The sequence below is a fragment of the Candidatus Omnitrophota bacterium genome, assembly GCA_003598025.1.
In the GTDB taxonomy this organism is placed as follows: domain Bacteria; phylum Omnitrophota; class Gorgyraeia; order Gygaellales; family Profunditerraquicolaceae; genus Profunditerraquicola.
Genome location: QZKH01000002.1, coordinates 73,431 through 88,119, shown reverse-complemented (window position 1 = coordinate 88,119; position 14,689 = coordinate 73,431). Strand labels below are relative to the sequence as shown.

The following is a 14,689-nucleotide window of genomic DNA, read 5'->3' as shown; positions in this document are numbered from 1 at the left end:
TTACTTGTTATCGTTCCTTCTTAGCGGTATCAATGAGATCATCGTCTCTATGCCCTGCAATATTTTTTCAATTGTACATGGTTTTGTCAAATAATGGTCTGCCTCAAGCGAGTAGCATTGTTTTACCGATTCAAGCTCTGTCTTGGCACTCACGATTATTACCGGTATCCATTTATCTTTATATTTTTTTCGTATCTCCTTAAGCACGTCAAAGCCGTTGAGCTTAGGCATCATCAGGTCTAACAGCACTATATCGGGCAGGTCATTTACCATTTTATCTAATGCCTCCTGTCCGTCATAAGCAGAAGAAACATCGTATCCTTCCCTGGCGATCCTGGAACTCAAGGATTCAATAACATCAGGCTCATCGTCTACAATCATGATCTTAAATTTTTTTTCATTGTTCATTTTCTCAGTTTCCTCACTGTTTCCAAGTTATCAATATCGGAAGATTGATACTCTTTGGGGGTTTCTAATATAAAGGGCTTATCTTTAAGCCCTTTATGGTTAATGATATTTTTCATACCCGGGATGCCGATATAGCCTTTCCCTATATGCTGGTGCTTATCAAAGTGCTGCCCAAGTCTTGAAGCTGAGTCATTCAGATGTATCAACCTGATCAAACCTAAACCAACCAGCCTGTCTATTTCCCCAAGCATCGCATCCAGCCCCGGCTTGTTCGATATATCATATCCCGCAGAAAAAGCATGGGCGGTATCAAGGCATATGCCGAAACGCTGCCTGTCCTTCAAATTATCAAAAACCCGCTTGTGGTGCGTAAAATCATAACCCAGCCAGCTTCCGGAACCGGATGTATTTTCAAGCAGGATCCCGACTTTGGAATCTTTTGTTGCTAAGGCAATTTTATTCAGGGCAGCCGTCAATCTTTTAATCCCGAGGCTTTCAGATGTTTTCTTATGGCTGCCCATATGCGTTACGATAAAATCAGCGCCTAGTTTATCTGCTTCAACAATATCTTCAATATATGCGCGGATTGAAGCCCGGTAAAGCCCCGGCTCAGGAGAAGCCAGGTTTATCAAATAAGGTATATGGATAAAGACGGGGTTTATTTTAAATTTTTGCTTAGCCTTACGAAATTCATCGAAATCGTGCTCCCCTAAAAAATTATCGCGCCATCTTTGAGGATTGCGCGAAAATATCTGCATAGTATTACAGCCTAACCCATAGGCACGCTCAAGCGAATCATAAATATTGCCTGCTGCAGAAACATGGACCCCTAATATCATAATTTCACCCATTATACCCCAGGGGGTAAGGAGCGTCAAGGGCTACTTGGTTTATAGTTCATTGTTCATGGTTCATAGTTCATAGATAATCTTAATAGCTATAAGCGCTAACATAGTCCATGAACCTTGAACTATCAACCATGAACTTGTTTGGCAGCCAGAAGGTATTGACAATGCTATAGCCGAATGTTATATTTAATACACTAAATTTAAGCCAATATGGGGCTGTAGCTCAGTGCCGACGTTCACAAAATACGTGAAGTCGGCATCCCGACCGAATGCAAATGAGCGTCGGGACTGGGAGTGTATACTGAGCTTTAAATTTTAAATATGGGGCTGCTCCTCGGTACATAAGACAAGAGAAGGTAGCTCGGGACGAACGCAAAATATAATAATGGGGCTGTAGCTCAGCTGGGAGAGCGCTTGCATGGCATGCAATAGGTCGAGGGTTCAAATCCCTCCAGCTCCACTTCAAATTTTCCGACAAGGAAAATTTGAAGTGGCACTAAACGAGCGTAAAACGGTCCGACAAGGACCGTAGTGAGTTCAGTGCCTTGGATTTTAATTTTCCGACAAGGAAAATTTGAAGTGGCACTAAACGAGCGTAAAACGGTCCGACAAGGACCGTAGCGAGTTCAGTGCCTTGGATTTTAATTTTCCGGTAAGGAAAAAATTGGTGGATGCCGCAACGAGCGTAGCCGAGCGACAAGTGAGGCAGCGAGTGCGGCGCCACCACATAACTATTTTCCGACAAGGAAAATTTGAAGTGGCACTAAACGAGCGTAAAACGGTCCAAATCCTTCGGGCTAAAAGGCCCCAGGATTGATTTGCTGTAGCTAAAAGTAAGGCAAATCAGCAAATGCCGTAGCTAGCATTTCCTGGTAAATATTCTTACCTCAAAACAAATCTACTTATGCCGAGGTGGTGGAATGGCATACACGCCAGTCTCAAAAACTGGTGAGGGCAACCTCGTGAGGGTTCAACTCCCTCTCTCGGCATTATATTGCTGCGAAGCCCTACCTACTTGAGCCTACTTAGGGCGTAGCAGAATTACCACATCATAATCCCATGTTGATTCATTTCGCGGGCTTCTTTTTCCGGGGGGCGCTTATTTAGCTCGGTAATACCTGAGGTGCTATTATCTTCTTCGTTATTTTCGTCCGGGGATCCGGAAGGCTCTTTTTGGGAAACATCCACGCTTTGTTTATCAATGATATCTTGCTTATCCGATAAAGGTTCATTATTTATTACTGACTCAACAGGCTCTTTCTTTTTCGGAGGTTTTACAACGGTAATACCGGGCACCGAGGTAAACCCGCTATAAGACTGCTGACTTGTAAATGAAGGACCGGGAAATTCAGTTCTATGGACACGGGCTTGCCTTTTCATCAATGTAGGCTGTTTATTATCATCCTTAAAACTTATGGACATAGTCAGCGAAAAGACAACCGCTGCTAAAGCTGCAGTAATAATATATATTGTCTTTGGCTTCATATATTAATTCTCCTGCCAGGATAAAGTTATATAATCGCCGGTTGTTGGCATGTAAGGCGGCGGGTTGCTCAGCAATCTCGGGTCATAAGAATAATCTTTTGAGTACCCGCTTACTTTTGTCCCGGCCAGGCTGTTAAAAGTCCCGACGGGACCCCTTTCATCCTGAATTATACCGCCATAAACAGATAATGTGCCTTTAGCCGGGCCTACCCACCAATCCTCCATCATAAAAGATGTACCCAGGGACATCATGCAAGCGTCTATCTCAAGATCGTGAGGCGCGTCATAACTTACAACTATATCTCTTTCGGAAATAACCCCGAGGACATCATCGGAATTGGGGTTAAGCTTTGGGTCATCGGCGTATACAATGCTATCCGGGATGACCACATCACTGCTGGAACCGACCGTAAGCCTTCCATTAAGCGTTCCGGAAACATGCAAAGAACCGTTATTGACAAAGAGGGCGCCGTTTGCCGGTAATGGCATATCTTTGTCTTTCCACTTTTTCTTGGAATTAGTGACACTCATTGTCCCGTCGCTGTTTAGTACCACCTTTGTATTGCCGCTTAAATAAATGCCTTCGCTGCTATTTGCCGCTGAGCGCAGGCTTAAAGCCTGGTTAGGCATTGTTGTTGGCTGCACTCCGAAGTCAACTCCTTCCAGAAAAACTGGTTCATCATAAGGTGAATTGGAAGTCTGCTGCAAATTAACATTAATACCGTTATTATAAAACCTTATATAGTCGTCTACGGAGCGGACCTCGCTTTCAAAAACAGGATTGCCATAAATATTGAAGTGAGAATTGGTATGCGTTGGGCCGTTTAGCCTGTCCTGCGTCCAAAACCAGACATTTACTCCTCCATAAACCTCCCGATCCGTAAACCAGAGATACCGGGCGTAGTTATCAACCTGTACATAATTAGTCAAAGTGCGGGTTATATTCCCAAAAGACCCTGAAGACCTTACCCTGTACCTTCGGATACTGGAATTGGCTCCCACCATGCCCAGGTCAAAGATAGAAACTGTATAGCTGCCTTCGCCTAAATTCTGCGCGCCCCCCCACGGATCAATCTTGTCTCCTACGGGCGGAGAAGGTTGCGTCCTTAACCAAAAAATTGCCCTGTCTAAACCCGATTCAGCCAGGTAAAAAGCGCGCGTTCTCCTTCTGAACCTATCCGAGGCCATATTTTGGCTTATACTTACCATAACAAAAAGCCCGCAAAAAATAAGCAGCACGGTAATTGCAAAGAATGTAGTAATTAAAGCTACTCCCTTTTTATTTGCTAACCTTGGGAAGAAATATTGCATTTATCAATTCCTCATTTCTATTACCATTTGCCCGGCGTCCTGTAACTGCCTGCCAGAAGAAGAAATCTTGCGCGCCGTCATATCAATCTGTAAGATATTAACAGGGGAAAGCGGCCTGCTGAACTGTAAACTGACAATATCGTTTGCAAGCACATTAGTAACACCGGATGAAGTCCTGATTATTTGATTAGAACCGTTTAAAGCATATGTAATAACGGCAGACCATTCAATAGCGCCAAAATCATCCAAAACCGTCCCGTCGCCATTAATATCCTGAGGGACACTGAATGTGATAGTCGAACTACTATTGCCGCTTGTTAAACTCACCAGCGCGGGGCGTGCCTCTTTTAACTCCCTTTCCATCCTCATAAAAGTTCTGATTATCTCCTGGCGCAATTGCACTGTTAAATCCCCGGTAAATACTGCGCTCCTTCCTGCTTCCATTACCTGAAACACAGCAAGTATTAATAATATCAGGATACTTGAAGCAACAAGTATTTCTATTAGTGTAAGGCCCCTTTTCATATCACCTGTTGGCTATTAAAGTTGTCGCCTTTACCGTGGAATCAATGATCCCGTTACCATTTACATCTTCTCCCGGATCAAGCATACCGTTTAAATTTGCATCTTCTCCGATTACCCTGTTACCCTGCTGCCAACACACGCTTATATCCACCTGTAAAAGCTCGGCATTTGTATCATCAACATAAACTACTCCCCTGCTTAAAGGTATATCGTTTAAAACAAAATTTAATCCGTTATAATTAGCGGATATCTGTGTAAAATCGCTGCTGCGTATCCCCTCCATCAGGCTTAACGTAGCATTAGTAGCTATATTAATGTTCTTAGCGGTAGTAATAAGTAAAAGGCAGGATATGTAGGTTATCAGTATCGCGCAAAGCCCAAACACCATTATCGCCGTGGCAAGAAGCGTCTCTACCAGGGCAAAAGCCCTGGCCCGATATCTTTTCTCAGGGATTGGCGTGTGAAGGATATTTCTCATCACTATAAAAGTATATGCTTAAATATTATTATATCAAAAAACACCGGCTAAAATAAAGAGATACTTTTATTTGCTGGCGATGCTCTTTAAAGTAAAATTCCTATTCAGGTAAGGGATAATTGTGCGGTAAACACGTTGGGCGATAACAGCGTAACCATTTTCATTAGGATGCAGGAAATCGCTCTTCATACTGGGGTTAGTGATTATTCCTGTTAAAATCTTTGGGATAAAAATAGCGCCTCTTTCTGATGCTATGTCTTTCAAAAGCTTATGGTAATCGCTAAGTAAAATGCCTGTACTTATATCTAACAACGCTACCATTGAGCCGCGTCCATGTATATGATCAATCATTTTATTTACGTTTTCAGCGGTTTGCGTTTTTGGTATTTTCTTGAGAAAATCATTACCGCCGAACTCAATAACAACAAGTAAGGGGTCTTTTTCTAAAACATCTTTGTTAATCCTGTTTAAGCCATCGGTTGAAGTATCGCCATCTACCCCTGCGTTAATGACCTGCCACTGCGTTATGCCGGCTAAAACCGCAGGATAGCTTTTATCCGGGTCAACGCCGTAACCAAAGGTTATGCTATCCCCGAAACAAATGATATTCGTGCCCTTAGAATCAATATTCTTTATATCCCTCTTCTGACACCCGATGATCCCAAAGAATAAAAATAAGGCCAAGATAAAATTTGCCGCCTTAATCCATGAACTATGAACTATGAACAGTGAACTATCCTTCCCCATATCTCAACCTCAATTGCCCACAGGCAGCATCAATATCCTGTCCGCGCGGCTTACGCAGCGTCACGTTTATGCCGTGTTTAATAAGGCACCCTTTAAAAGCAGCGGCATCTTTCAGGCCCGCCGGCTCAAGTCCGGATTCTTCTACGATATTAGATACTATAAGATTAACCTTGATTGTGGATAACCCTTTTAATACTTTAACTAAATTAAGCGCATCCTGCAATGTAGAATTAATGCCCTTAATAAGGATGTATTCGAAAGTTATCTGCCGGTTAGTTTTCTCGGTATATTTTCTGCAGGCTTTAATCAGATCACTTAGAGGATAAACCTTGTTTATGGGCATCAGGCTTGACCTTGTCCTATCATCTGCAGCATGCAAAGAAACCGATAGTTCGATTTGCAGCCCTTCGTTACTGAGACGCTCTATGCCGGCAATGACACCGGAAGTTGAAATGGTTATCTTCCTTGCGCCAAGATTAATGCTGTATTGCGAATTTATTATCCTTGCCGCCTTGATAACATTATCGTAATTATCTAACGGCTCGCCTGTGCCCATAAAAACGAGGTTAGTGAGGCCGCCGGAAGCATCTCTGTCAAGGACAAGAATCTGCTCAATTATCTCAGAACATTCCAGGTTCCTGACAAATCCCTGAATTCCGCTTGCGCAAAATTTACAAGCAAACCTGCAGCCGGCTTGCGTAGAAACGCATCCCGTAACCCTGCCTGCCGCAGGGATATTCACCGCTTCAATAAGATTGGCATCATTCAAAGAAAAAAGGTATTTTTGCGTTCCGTCTCTTGACCGTGTTATGTTCCTTATGCTTAAATCCTGAATAGAATATTTATTTTTGAGTTTTTCTCTTAAGCTTGACGGCATATCCGACATTTTTCCGAAATCAAAGACTTTCCTCTTATGTACCCAGGCAAAAATCTGCCGGGCGCGAAAAACAGGCTGACCACATTCGCGCAACACTTTCTCCAACTCTTCAAGGTTGAAATTATTTATGTTCATCCGGATTCAATAAGAACCTGTCCTGAGCGCTTCTTTATCAATCTTGCCTGTCCGGTTCTTAGGGAGACTTTCCTTATATTCGAAATAATGCGGGATTTTAAAATGCGCAAGATGCTGTCTTAAGAAAAATCTTATGTCCTCCTCTGAAAGCTGCCTGCCTTCTTTAAGGACAATGAAGGCCTTGGGTACTTCGCCTCTTAGTTTATCGCTTACTCCTATAACAGCTGCTTCGCTTACATCCGGATGGCTGTAAATCACTGATTCAACCTCGGGCTCAAAAACTATTTCTCCCCCGACTTTTATCATTTCTTTTTTTCTGCCGACAATGTATAGGTGCCCATCGTCATCAAACCTGCCCAGGTCTCCGGTATGGAACCATCCGTTACGGATCGTCTGAAGCGTAAGGTTCTCATCTTTATAATATCCGTCAGTAACCACCCAGCTTTTGACAACAATTTCGCCTATTTCGCCTCTTGGCAATTCTTTGTCCGGCGTATCCAAACCCTCTGCGGAAAATATCTTCACTTCGATCCACGGGGCAGGACGGCCTACACTCTCGATTTTATTTGAGCCCATAGGCAGAACCGTAGTTGGGGCGTTCGTTTCGGTCAGGCCCCAGCCGTTTAAAATATAAGCACTCGGGCAATATTTATGGAACCTTCTTAATGCCTCGGGGGAATTTGAGGCCCCGAAAGTAACTATCCATCTGAGCGAAGAAAGATCGATATTTTCAAATTCTTTTAACTGAAGGAAGGCATAATACATCGAGGGCACTATCCAGAAGCAGCTCACCTTAAAGGCCTCTATATTTTTGAGGAACTCTAACGGGCTAAACCGCTCCATAAGCACAACCGTAATGCCAAAAGAAACACAGTTTAAGATATAAATCAGGCCTCCCAGGTGAGAAAAGGGCAATGCGCACAAGGCAATATCCTTGTCGTTTAAATCCGTAAAAAAACTCATTGATTGTACGGGAGCGCCTAATTGACGGTAATTTATCAGGACACCCTTGGGTTTACCGGTAGTGCCTGATGTGTAAAAAATAATCGCATAATCCTTTTCTGAATAAGCTTTTTTCGGGCCTGCCTTATAGGTAACACACATATCATCGAATTTAAGGAATCCGCTATCAGAAGGATTAGATACAATAATATGGGTAAGCTTTGTGTTTCTGGATTTTATATTATTTAGTGATATCACCGGTTTCTGCCTGGCGATAAGCACTTTTGCCTCTGAATGCCCAATACACGAATTCAATTCATCTTCGGTAAGCATATAGTCTAAGGGGACAACCGCCAACCCCATACACCATGCCGCCAGGTAGCTTATGAAATATTCAGGGCAATTAGGCAGGTATATAGCTACTTTATCTGAATTCTTAACGCCGATTTTTGCGAGGCTGTCTGCTAAAGAATATACCTTGGTTATTAATTCCTTAAAAGATATCTGGCCGCCTCGAAAAATTATAGCCGGTTTATCGGCATCTGTGTTTATACGCTCCTGCAGTGTTTTAATAATATCCATTTAACTCTTTTTGCCTTTTTCTAACGATTCTACAAAGCTGGAGATGTTTATACTGTCTTTTTCGTTCAAACCCAAAAAGCTTATACCCAGCCTGTATCGACCGCCGGGCTCAGCTATGCCGTAACGCACCTGCCCTTTCACTTCCATATTGCCATAGAAATCGGCATGGTCTTTGTCCGAACTCATAAGCGTAAATTTTATCCATACATTAGTTGAAATGGGGATATTTGTCTTTGCCAGGATTGACATACCGCCCTGGCTTATATCAAGCATAGTAGCCCTTTCCTCTTTAGACCCCTGCATGACCACCACGTCCAAAGGCCTGTCAGGATGATAAACTACTACCAGGTTTATCTTAACTCTTTTAAACTTACGCCTCTCTTGCCCGGAATAATTATTACCCACATCCGCCTCCTTGTTAATTATTTCCACCTAAAATGAATGTATATCCTTCCCCACCCCTCTTTTGATTTTTCAAGACGGTGGTAAAGAATACGCTTATCTTTACGGTTTAGAAAATTCAGTATCCTTTTTTTAATATCCTCTGACGCCTTGCCATAAGCTATTTCGATAAGCTTAGCACGGTTCTCAACTGCTTTATTTAGGATTTCATCTATTTTACCCTCTAAGTCCGATGCTATCGGGTATAAATTCAGTTTAAGCTTCATCAAAAACCATACCAGTAGTTTACCAGAGGCTTGCCTTGCGGGTTCCGGTCAACTATGACATTCTTAAGCCCGGTATATTCAAGAAAACCTTCCCGGCCAAGCTCTTTACCGAAACCGCTCTGCTTAAAACCGCCGTAAGGAGCCTGATTGTAAAACATACCGTAAGTATTTATCCAGATAATGCCGGCGTTTATCTTATTTGCTATCTCATCGGAAACTTCCTTATTATTGGTCCAAATAGACGCTGCCAAAGCAAAATCACTGTTATTAGCTATTTCAACCGCTTCAGCTATGGAAGAGAATTTCATAATACAGACAACCGGCCCAAAGACCTCTTCTTTAAATACCTCCATGTGCGCATTTACATTAGTAATAACGGTCGGTTCAAAATAAAACCCATTTTTTAAGGAAGGGTCTTCCGGCGCCCTGCCTCCGCAACAAACGTGTGCCCCTTCTTTTTTTGCTTTATCTATATAAGTAATGATTTTCTTTATCTGTGAAATCGAGATCAACGGCCCCATTTGAGTCTGAAAATCTTCTCCCTGCCCTAGTTTTATTGACCTGGTTTTTCTGACAAAGGTTTCAACAAACTTATCGTAAATTTTTTCATGAACGAGTATGCGTGACATCGCCGTGCACATCTGGCCCTGATTCAGAAATATCGAACATAGATTGCTGTTTACTGCAACATCAAGGTCCACATCATCCATAATAATGCTGGCAGATTTACCTCCTAACTCCATTATCAGTTTCTTGACATTAGTGGAGGTATAATTGATTATCTGCCGGCCGACCTCGTTACTACCGGTAAATGATACCATATCAACTGACTTGCTTGCGCAAAGCAGCTGGCCGGCTTCGGCGCCTGGCGCGTTTATAATATTTACCGCTCCTTTTGGAAAGCCTATATCATGTATGATCCTGGCTAATTCTAAAACACTTAAAGGTGTCAGGCTTGAAGGTTTTAAAATCACGGTGTTACCTGCGCACAGCGCAGAGGCGAGTTTCCAGGAGGCGATTAACAAAGGATAATTCCATGGGATTATCAATACGGCTACGCCGCGGGCCGAACGCATAAGCCTGCACTCTGCCTCTTGCTGTATAGATATTTTCTCTTCACTCAGGAACTTCTCAAAATTATCCGCCATATACTCAAAGCTCTTAGCCGAAGACGGGATATCCATAAATGTTGTTTCTTTTATCGGCTTGCCGGTGTTAAGCGTCTCTATCTTTGCCAACTCTGCTGCATTATCCAAAATACCCTGCTTAATCTTTAGGATGAATTCCCTTCTTTCATCATACCCCAGCCTTGGCCACTGGCCACGGTCAAAAGCAATGCGCGCTGACTCAAGGGCATTCTCCAGTTCAGCCTTTGAAGCAAGAGAAACTTCTTCAATAACCCTGCCTGTTGAAGGGTTCAGGATTCTTTCCTTTTGCTTCGTCTCGATAAGCTGGCCGTTTATTAATAATTTAGTATTCATTTAAATTTCACCTGCTTAAATATTTCGAAGAGCCGGCTAAAGGGCACATACCATTTTGAAAGCTGGCCCAATTGGCCTTCCAATTTCATCTTCCCCTGCGTAACAGCTACAAATGAATCGAGCTTGCCTAAAAATACCTGTTCCCAGACTGCCGCAGGAGCTGAAATTACAAAAGGAGCATCCGCATCACAGTCCAGCCTGATTATCTTTCCTTTATCAAAATTAAATTTATACGCCTGATTTGTTTCGTTAAGCTTTATTGCAAGGTTTACAGTCAAATCAAGCTCCTTGCCCTTTTGGGCAATAAAATCGTCATCATTGACCAAATCGACTATTGCCTGTATATGCTCTTTTGAAAACATAGGATATACCTTATCAGAAGATAATCTTTCTTTAATGACCTCTTCGGCATTGCTTAAGTTGCCTTTGCTGAACAGCCTGGCAACCACTGCTGATTTTATTGCTTCTTCAAGGGCCTCGACTAAAGCAAGTGCATCCTTAAAATTATCAGCAATAGACACCACACCGTGGTTTTTTAAGACAACTATATTGCTATTTTTCAGCGCCTCGATTACGGGTGCGGGGTTAGTAACGGTGGGGGTATCCTGTTTTATGACCGGGACATTACCTAAATAAAACCTGGTTTCAAAAGTCATTGCCTCAAGATTATCATTTACCGCAAAATAACCGTTAATTAACGGCGGGTGCGCATGTAATACTACGCAAGCTGCGGAATTCTTATAGATGAGGCTATGCAAGGGGAGTTCAGAACTGGGTTTATTTCTATCGCTGCACTTAAGGCTATCTAATTCTACCGAAACAATATCTTCCGGGCTCAGCTGACCCAAAGCCGTTGAAGTAGCTGTTATAAGGATAGTTTTAGGGTCTATCTTTATGCTCAAATTCCCTGACTTTGCAACCGCAAGCCCGGCTTCATATAATCTTTTCCCTGTTTTGATTATCTGCTCTTTGGCTAAATCTATTTCACTCATATTAAATCCCCATGTAAATATGCCTAGTGATCAATTTATCGGGCGTAATATCAAATGCCGGATAATAACCGTTTACGCCTTCAGGAGCGATTTTCTTCCCGTTAAAAACCAGTAATTCATCTTCGGGCCTTATTTCAATCTTTATATCGCTCCCTGCCTTGGCGTTAGATGCCGGAGGGCAAACCGCATAAAAAGGTATTTTAAAGTGCTTGGCAAGCAACGCTATCTGGTAAGTCCCGATTTTATTTGCGATATCTCCGTTTCGCGCTAAATGGTCTGCACCGACGACAACTTTTGATATTTTTCCTTCTTTCATTACCTGGGCAACCATATTGTCGGCTATTACCGTAACATCAAAACCGGAGTTCTTTAATTCCCAGGCAGTCAGGCGCGAACCCTGTAAGTATGGCCGGGTTTCAGTAACATAAAAACGGATCTTTTTCTTTTCTTTTCTAGAAAAATCCGCTGCAAGGCTTAAGAGCCCGCTGATATTACAATGGGTAAGTATTGCGTCATTATTCTTAATCAATTTACTTAAGTCTTTAGCTTGCCTTATACGCATGTTTTTAAGCATCTCCAGGAAGCTTAATATTTTTTTCTCGAGTTTGCCATCTGCCTGGGCCCAGCTTAAGACCATATCGGTAATATATTTGAATGAAAGTGTAGGCCGTGTTGAATTTAAGGCATTAGCTATCTTCTTGAGTAATGGCAACGTGTTTTTCTTGGCGTTATTTTGCTTGAGGATAAGCAAGAAGGTATAGAAAACTAACAAGACCTGGCCTATTGCGCGGGTTTTCATCTGTTTGATTACGCGGCATGAGTCTTTATAATCCCTGACGGTAATAAAGTTCAGCTTGTGCGGAAGCAGGGTTTCATCCAAAACAATTATTTTATTACCCTGCAATCTGATTGGCCAAAATAGTGGTGAATATTTCATGTGCCATATCCTTTTTATTAGGGACACTTCTGCTTTAATCTAAGAACCGTCCCTCCTTGATTAAGAAGCGGCTTCAAGCTCTTTTACGGCCTCCAAAGCAATATTAATAAGATTTGTCTCTGCCATGTAATACAAAGGATTCATAAAGCCCATCTCACCTGTTATAACATTGTCGCTTACTGCCAGAATTGAACCTGCTTTAACATTGTGTACCTGGGCGATCGTTAAAAGTGTTGAAGAGACCATATCTACGGCACGCGCGCCCTCCTTGCGTTTTGCTTCGACTATCTCCCTTGTCTCGCGTAAAAGCGCATCTGTTGTCCAGGCAGTACCGCGGTGCACATTAAGCCCTTTGCTCTTAGCAATATGGTATACAACATCGCTTATCTCTTTATTAGCCTGCGTCTTAAAATCTTTATCAACATAATACGGCGTAACGCCGTCTCCCCGGATCACTTCGTCAACGATGAAAAGATCGCCGACTCTTATATTTTCATCCAGTGCACCGCAGGTGCCGATCCTGATAATGTTTTTTATTCCGGCATTGCACATGACTTCGGAAGTAATTGCAGTATCCGTTGAAAACCTTCCGCCGTTGATCCCGGTAATTTTTATCCCCTGGTAAGTCCCGGTATACATGGTATATTCCATAAATGAGAAATTCTTTATCGGGCTCTCAATTTTTTTCATGAGTACATCGAGCCTGTCTTTTGGCCCGGGCACAATCGCATATTTTCCCACATCTTCAGGCCTAAGCTGGACCATTTGTGTTAAATCTTTACCGGTCAGATGGACTTCTTTTTGCATCTGCATAATTGTATCCTTTCGCTTACTTGATCACTTACTGACTCCAACATCGACTTTACTTATTAATAGAATTATCCAGCTCATTATTAAATCACTGTTTCTTAAATAATTGACTGACTGTTACAAATATAAGAAGAGCACCTATTATAATTAAGAATGTATGAACTAATGTCATAACATTTTCATAACTGATCTTTAACAAGTCAATTTTTTGCGTGAGTTCTGATAATTGTATTGATGTAACTTCGGTCCTCATCCTGGAAGCGTCTAATACCACTGAAATCCTATTGATAATATTTGCCAAACGTGATATGAGTCTTAAATTCAATAGGAGACCCATATAGGACAATAGCACAAGAATATATAATATAAAAATATCGTGTCTACAAGTCCAAGATTTCATTATTTTCTGCAGAAAATCTTTCATTTTGCTCTCCTTAATATTAGCTAACGATAAGAAAGACTTAACACATTATGCTTACCTTGATTATTTTTTAAGTTCTCTCCGTGCTATGCAACAAAAGCGGATCGTTAAGCTTTCTTAAATTTAATCAATAGAATTAAAAATACTCAATAAATTACAACCTAAAATACCCTTCCTATCTTCTTCTGTAATCTCCAAATTATTCACCGCATTAATCCCTGCTTTTATATCCTTCTTAGCCGGCCAGTCACTTCCCCATAAAATATGCTTAGGCCCGAATAATTCAAGCGCGGCATCAAAATTTGCTTTTGTAGTATCCCCGCTTGTATCAACATATATATTTCTAAGCAATTCTGAAGGTGCGCTCCCTAAATCTTTGACGAAATCCATACCGCGCAGCATAGCATAAGTCGTGTCAAAACGATGTTTTAAAAACGGTATTACTCCGGCAAAATGCGCGAAGATAAATTTTACATCCGCAAAATCCTTTAAAATACCTGACATAAGTAATTTACCGACAGATATCGTGGAATCAAAGACATATTCTATTACCGGGGTAAGGAGCGGGTCATTTACTCTCTCAAACCCGATAGGATGCACAATCTGGGAATGAATAAAGATAGGAATATTTTCTTTTTGCGCTGTCTTATAAACCGGGATGAATATACTTTCATCCAAATAATGGCCGTTATAACTTGAAGCCAATGAAATCGCTCTAAACCCAAGTTTTTCCCTGGCGCGCTTTAATTCATCAAGGGTATCCTGGCTGTTGTCGACGGGCAATATCGCTGCGCCGATAAATCTTCCCGGATATCTCTTAATGATCTTACCTACATTATCATTATAGATATGCGCTACCTCGCTGATGCTGCCAAGCTTAAGATGAGCATCAGAGGTAGGATATGTAAGCACTGACTTCTTAATCCCCGCTTCATCCATCATCTTAAGCTGGGATTCAATATCGCCCCATCCCTTATGGAAAAAATGGGCGTTGTTTATAATCTCTTCCGGCAACCAGTGGCTGTGTGCGTCGATAATCATA

The 14,689-nt window shown here is 41.9% G+C and carries 17 protein-coding genes and 2 tRNA genes; 2 read left to right on the top strand and 17 right to left on the bottom strand.

Annotated elements, in window-relative coordinates; genetic code table 11:
* Positions 1-408 (bottom strand): response regulator, encoded by a 408-nt coding sequence (locus C4533_00625; GenBank protein ID RJP29531.1) that lies wholly within the window; start codon positions 406-408, stop codon positions 1-3.
* The gene (locus C4533_00620; protein ID RJP29530.1) at positions 405-1,259 is read right to left on the bottom strand and encodes a deoxyribonuclease IV; all 855 of its coding nucleotides are present in this window, start codon (positions 1,257-1,259) and stop codon (positions 405-407) included. The genes C4533_00625 and C4533_00620 overlap by 4 nt, the downstream gene beginning before the upstream one ends.
* A gap of 384 nt (positions 1,260-1,643) precedes the next feature.
* Here C4533_00620 and C4533_00615 point away from each other — a divergent pair.
* A tRNA-Ala gene (locus C4533_00615) sits at positions 1,644-1,716 on the top strand.
* 446 nt (positions 1,717-2,162) lie between these two features.
* A tRNA-Leu gene (locus tag C4533_00610) sits at positions 2,163-2,245 on the top strand.
* A 52-nt stretch (positions 2,246-2,297) separates the two neighbouring features.
* Here the strand turns inward: C4533_00610 and C4533_00605 are convergent.
* The 15 genes from C4533_00605 to C4533_00535 all read right to left on the bottom strand — a co-directional run bounded on the left by C4533_00605 (position 2,298) and on the right by C4533_00535 (position 14,688).
* On the bottom strand, positions 2,298-2,741 hold the full coding sequence (locus C4533_00605; GenBank protein RJP29529.1) for a hypothetical protein: 444 nt from the start codon (positions 2,739-2,741) through the stop codon (positions 2,298-2,300).
* 3 nt (positions 2,742-2,744) lie between these two features.
* Positions 2,745-4,052 carry a DUF4900 domain-containing protein gene (locus C4533_00600; GenBank protein RJP29528.1) on the bottom strand — a complete coding sequence of 436 codons (1,308 nt, stop codon included), beginning with the start codon at positions 4,050-4,052 and terminating at the stop codon, positions 2,745-2,747.
* 3 nt (positions 4,053-4,055) lie between these two features.
* On the bottom strand, positions 4,056-4,577 hold the full coding sequence (locus C4533_00595) for a hypothetical protein (GenBank protein ID RJP29527.1): 522 nt from the start codon (positions 4,575-4,577) through the stop codon (positions 4,056-4,058).
* A gap of 1 nt (position 4,578) precedes the next feature.
* Positions 4,579-5,055 (bottom strand): hypothetical protein, encoded by a 477-nt coding sequence (locus C4533_00590; protein ID RJP29526.1) that lies wholly within the window; start codon positions 5,053-5,055, stop codon positions 4,579-4,581.
* Positions 5,056-5,121: 66 nt separating this feature from the next.
* Entirely contained in the window at positions 5,122-5,802 is a 681-nt protein-coding gene (locus tag C4533_00585) for a hypothetical protein (GenBank protein ID RJP29525.1), read from the bottom strand.
* Positions 5,789-6,814, bottom strand: a complete 1,026-nt coding sequence (gene rlmN, locus C4533_00580) for a 23S rRNA (adenine(2503)-C(2))-methyltransferase RlmN (protein RJP29524.1) — start codon at positions 6,812-6,814, stop codon at positions 5,789-5,791. The genes C4533_00585 and rlmN overlap by 14 nt, the downstream gene beginning before the upstream one ends.
* Before the next feature lie 6 nt (positions 6,815-6,820).
* On the bottom strand, positions 6,821-8,338 hold the full coding sequence (locus tag C4533_00575) for a hypothetical protein (GenBank protein RJP29523.1): 1,518 nt from the start codon (positions 8,336-8,338) through the stop codon (positions 6,821-6,823).
* Positions 8,339-8,770, bottom strand: coding sequence for a PilZ domain-containing protein (locus C4533_00570; protein ID RJP29522.1), 432 nt, complete (start codon positions 8,768-8,770; stop codon positions 8,339-8,341). It abuts the gene before it with no gap.
* Entirely contained in the window at positions 8,761-9,006 is a 246-nt protein-coding gene (locus tag C4533_00565) for a DNA mismatch repair protein MutS (GenBank protein ID RJP29521.1), read from the bottom strand. The genes C4533_00570 and C4533_00565 overlap by 10 nt, the downstream gene beginning before the upstream one ends.
* Entirely contained in the window at positions 9,006-10,487 is a 1,482-nt protein-coding gene (locus C4533_00560; GenBank protein RJP29520.1) for an aldehyde dehydrogenase family protein, read from the bottom strand. Before C4533_00560 ends, C4533_00565 begins: the two co-directional genes overlap by 1 nt.
* Positions 10,484-11,479, bottom strand: coding sequence for a hypothetical protein (locus tag C4533_00555; GenBank protein RJP29519.1), 996 nt, complete (start codon positions 11,477-11,479; stop codon positions 10,484-10,486). The genes C4533_00560 and C4533_00555 overlap by 4 nt, the downstream gene beginning before the upstream one ends.
* Position 11,480: 1 nt before the next feature.
* Positions 11,481-12,416, bottom strand: coding sequence for a hypothetical protein (locus C4533_00550; protein RJP29518.1), 936 nt, complete (start codon positions 12,414-12,416; stop codon positions 11,481-11,483).
* A 60-nt stretch (positions 12,417-12,476) separates the two neighbouring features.
* Positions 12,477-13,229: a hypothetical protein gene (locus tag C4533_00545; protein ID RJP29517.1), complete on the bottom strand. Its 753-nt coding sequence runs from the start codon at positions 13,227-13,229 to the stop codon at positions 12,477-12,479.
* Between the two features lie 85 nt (positions 13,230-13,314).
* On the bottom strand, positions 13,315-13,650 hold the full coding sequence (locus C4533_00540; GenBank protein RJP29516.1) for a hypothetical protein: 336 nt from the start codon (positions 13,648-13,650) through the stop codon (positions 13,315-13,317).
* Positions 13,651-13,770: 120 nt separating this feature from the next.
* Complete coding sequence (locus C4533_00535; protein RJP29515.1) at positions 13,771-14,688, bottom strand: amidohydrolase; 918 nt, start codon at positions 14,686-14,688, stop codon at positions 13,771-13,773.
* Position 14,689 lies beyond the last annotated feature (1 nt).

Excerpts from the sequence above, each read along its gene's own strand:
- C4533_00540 (RJP29516.1), bottom strand. The coding sequence starts at position 13,650 with ATGAAAGATTTTCTGCAGAAAATAATGAAATCTTGGACTTGTAGACAC.
- C4533_00545 (RJP29517.1), bottom strand. The coding sequence starts at position 13,229 with ATGCAGATGCAAAAAGAAGTCCATCTGACCGGTAAAGATTTAACACAA.
- C4533_00555 (RJP29519.1), bottom strand. The coding sequence starts at position 11,479 with ATGAGTGAAATAGATTTAGCCAAAGAGCAGATAATCAAAACAGGGAAA.
- C4533_00565 (RJP29521.1), bottom strand. The coding sequence starts at position 9,006 with ATGAAGCTTAAACTGAATTTATACCCGATAGCATCGGACTTAGAGGGT.
- C4533_00560 (RJP29520.1), bottom strand. The coding sequence starts at position 10,487 with ATGAATACTAAATTATTAATAAACGGCCAGCTTATCGAGACGAAGCAA.
- C4533_00535 (RJP29515.1), bottom strand. The coding sequence starts at position 14,688 with ATGATTATCGACGCACACAGCCACTGGTTGCCGGAAGAGATTATAAAC.
- C4533_00620 (RJP29530.1), bottom strand. The coding sequence starts at position 1,259 with ATGGGTGAAATTATGATATTAGGGGTCCATGTTTCTGCAGCAGGCAAT.
- C4533_00550 (RJP29518.1), bottom strand. The coding sequence starts at position 12,416 with ATGAAATATTCACCACTATTTTGGCCAATCAGATTGCAGGGTAATAAA.
- C4533_00585 (RJP29525.1), bottom strand. The coding sequence starts at position 5,802 with ATGGGGAAGGATAGTTCACTGTTCATAGTTCATAGTTCATGGATTAAG.
- C4533_00605 (RJP29529.1), bottom strand. The coding sequence starts at position 2,741 with ATGAAGCCAAAGACAATATATATTATTACTGCAGCTTTAGCAGCGGTT.
- C4533_00575 (RJP29523.1), bottom strand. The coding sequence starts at position 8,338 with ATGGATATTATTAAAACACTGCAGGAGCGTATAAACACAGATGCCGAT.
- rlmN (RJP29524.1), bottom strand. The coding sequence starts at position 6,814 with ATGAACATAAATAATTTCAACCTTGAAGAGTTGGAGAAAGTGTTGCGC.
- C4533_00595 (RJP29527.1), bottom strand. The coding sequence starts at position 4,577 with ATGAAAAGGGGCCTTACACTAATAGAAATACTTGTTGCTTCAAGTATC.
- C4533_00600 (RJP29528.1), bottom strand. The coding sequence starts at position 4,052 with ATGCAATATTTCTTCCCAAGGTTAGCAAATAAAAAGGGAGTAGCTTTA.
- C4533_00625 (RJP29531.1), bottom strand. The coding sequence starts at position 408 with ATGAACAATGAAAAAAAATTTAAGATCATGATTGTAGACGATGAGCCT.
- C4533_00590 (RJP29526.1), bottom strand. The coding sequence starts at position 5,055 with ATGAGAAATATCCTTCACACGCCAATCCCTGAGAAAAGATATCGGGCC.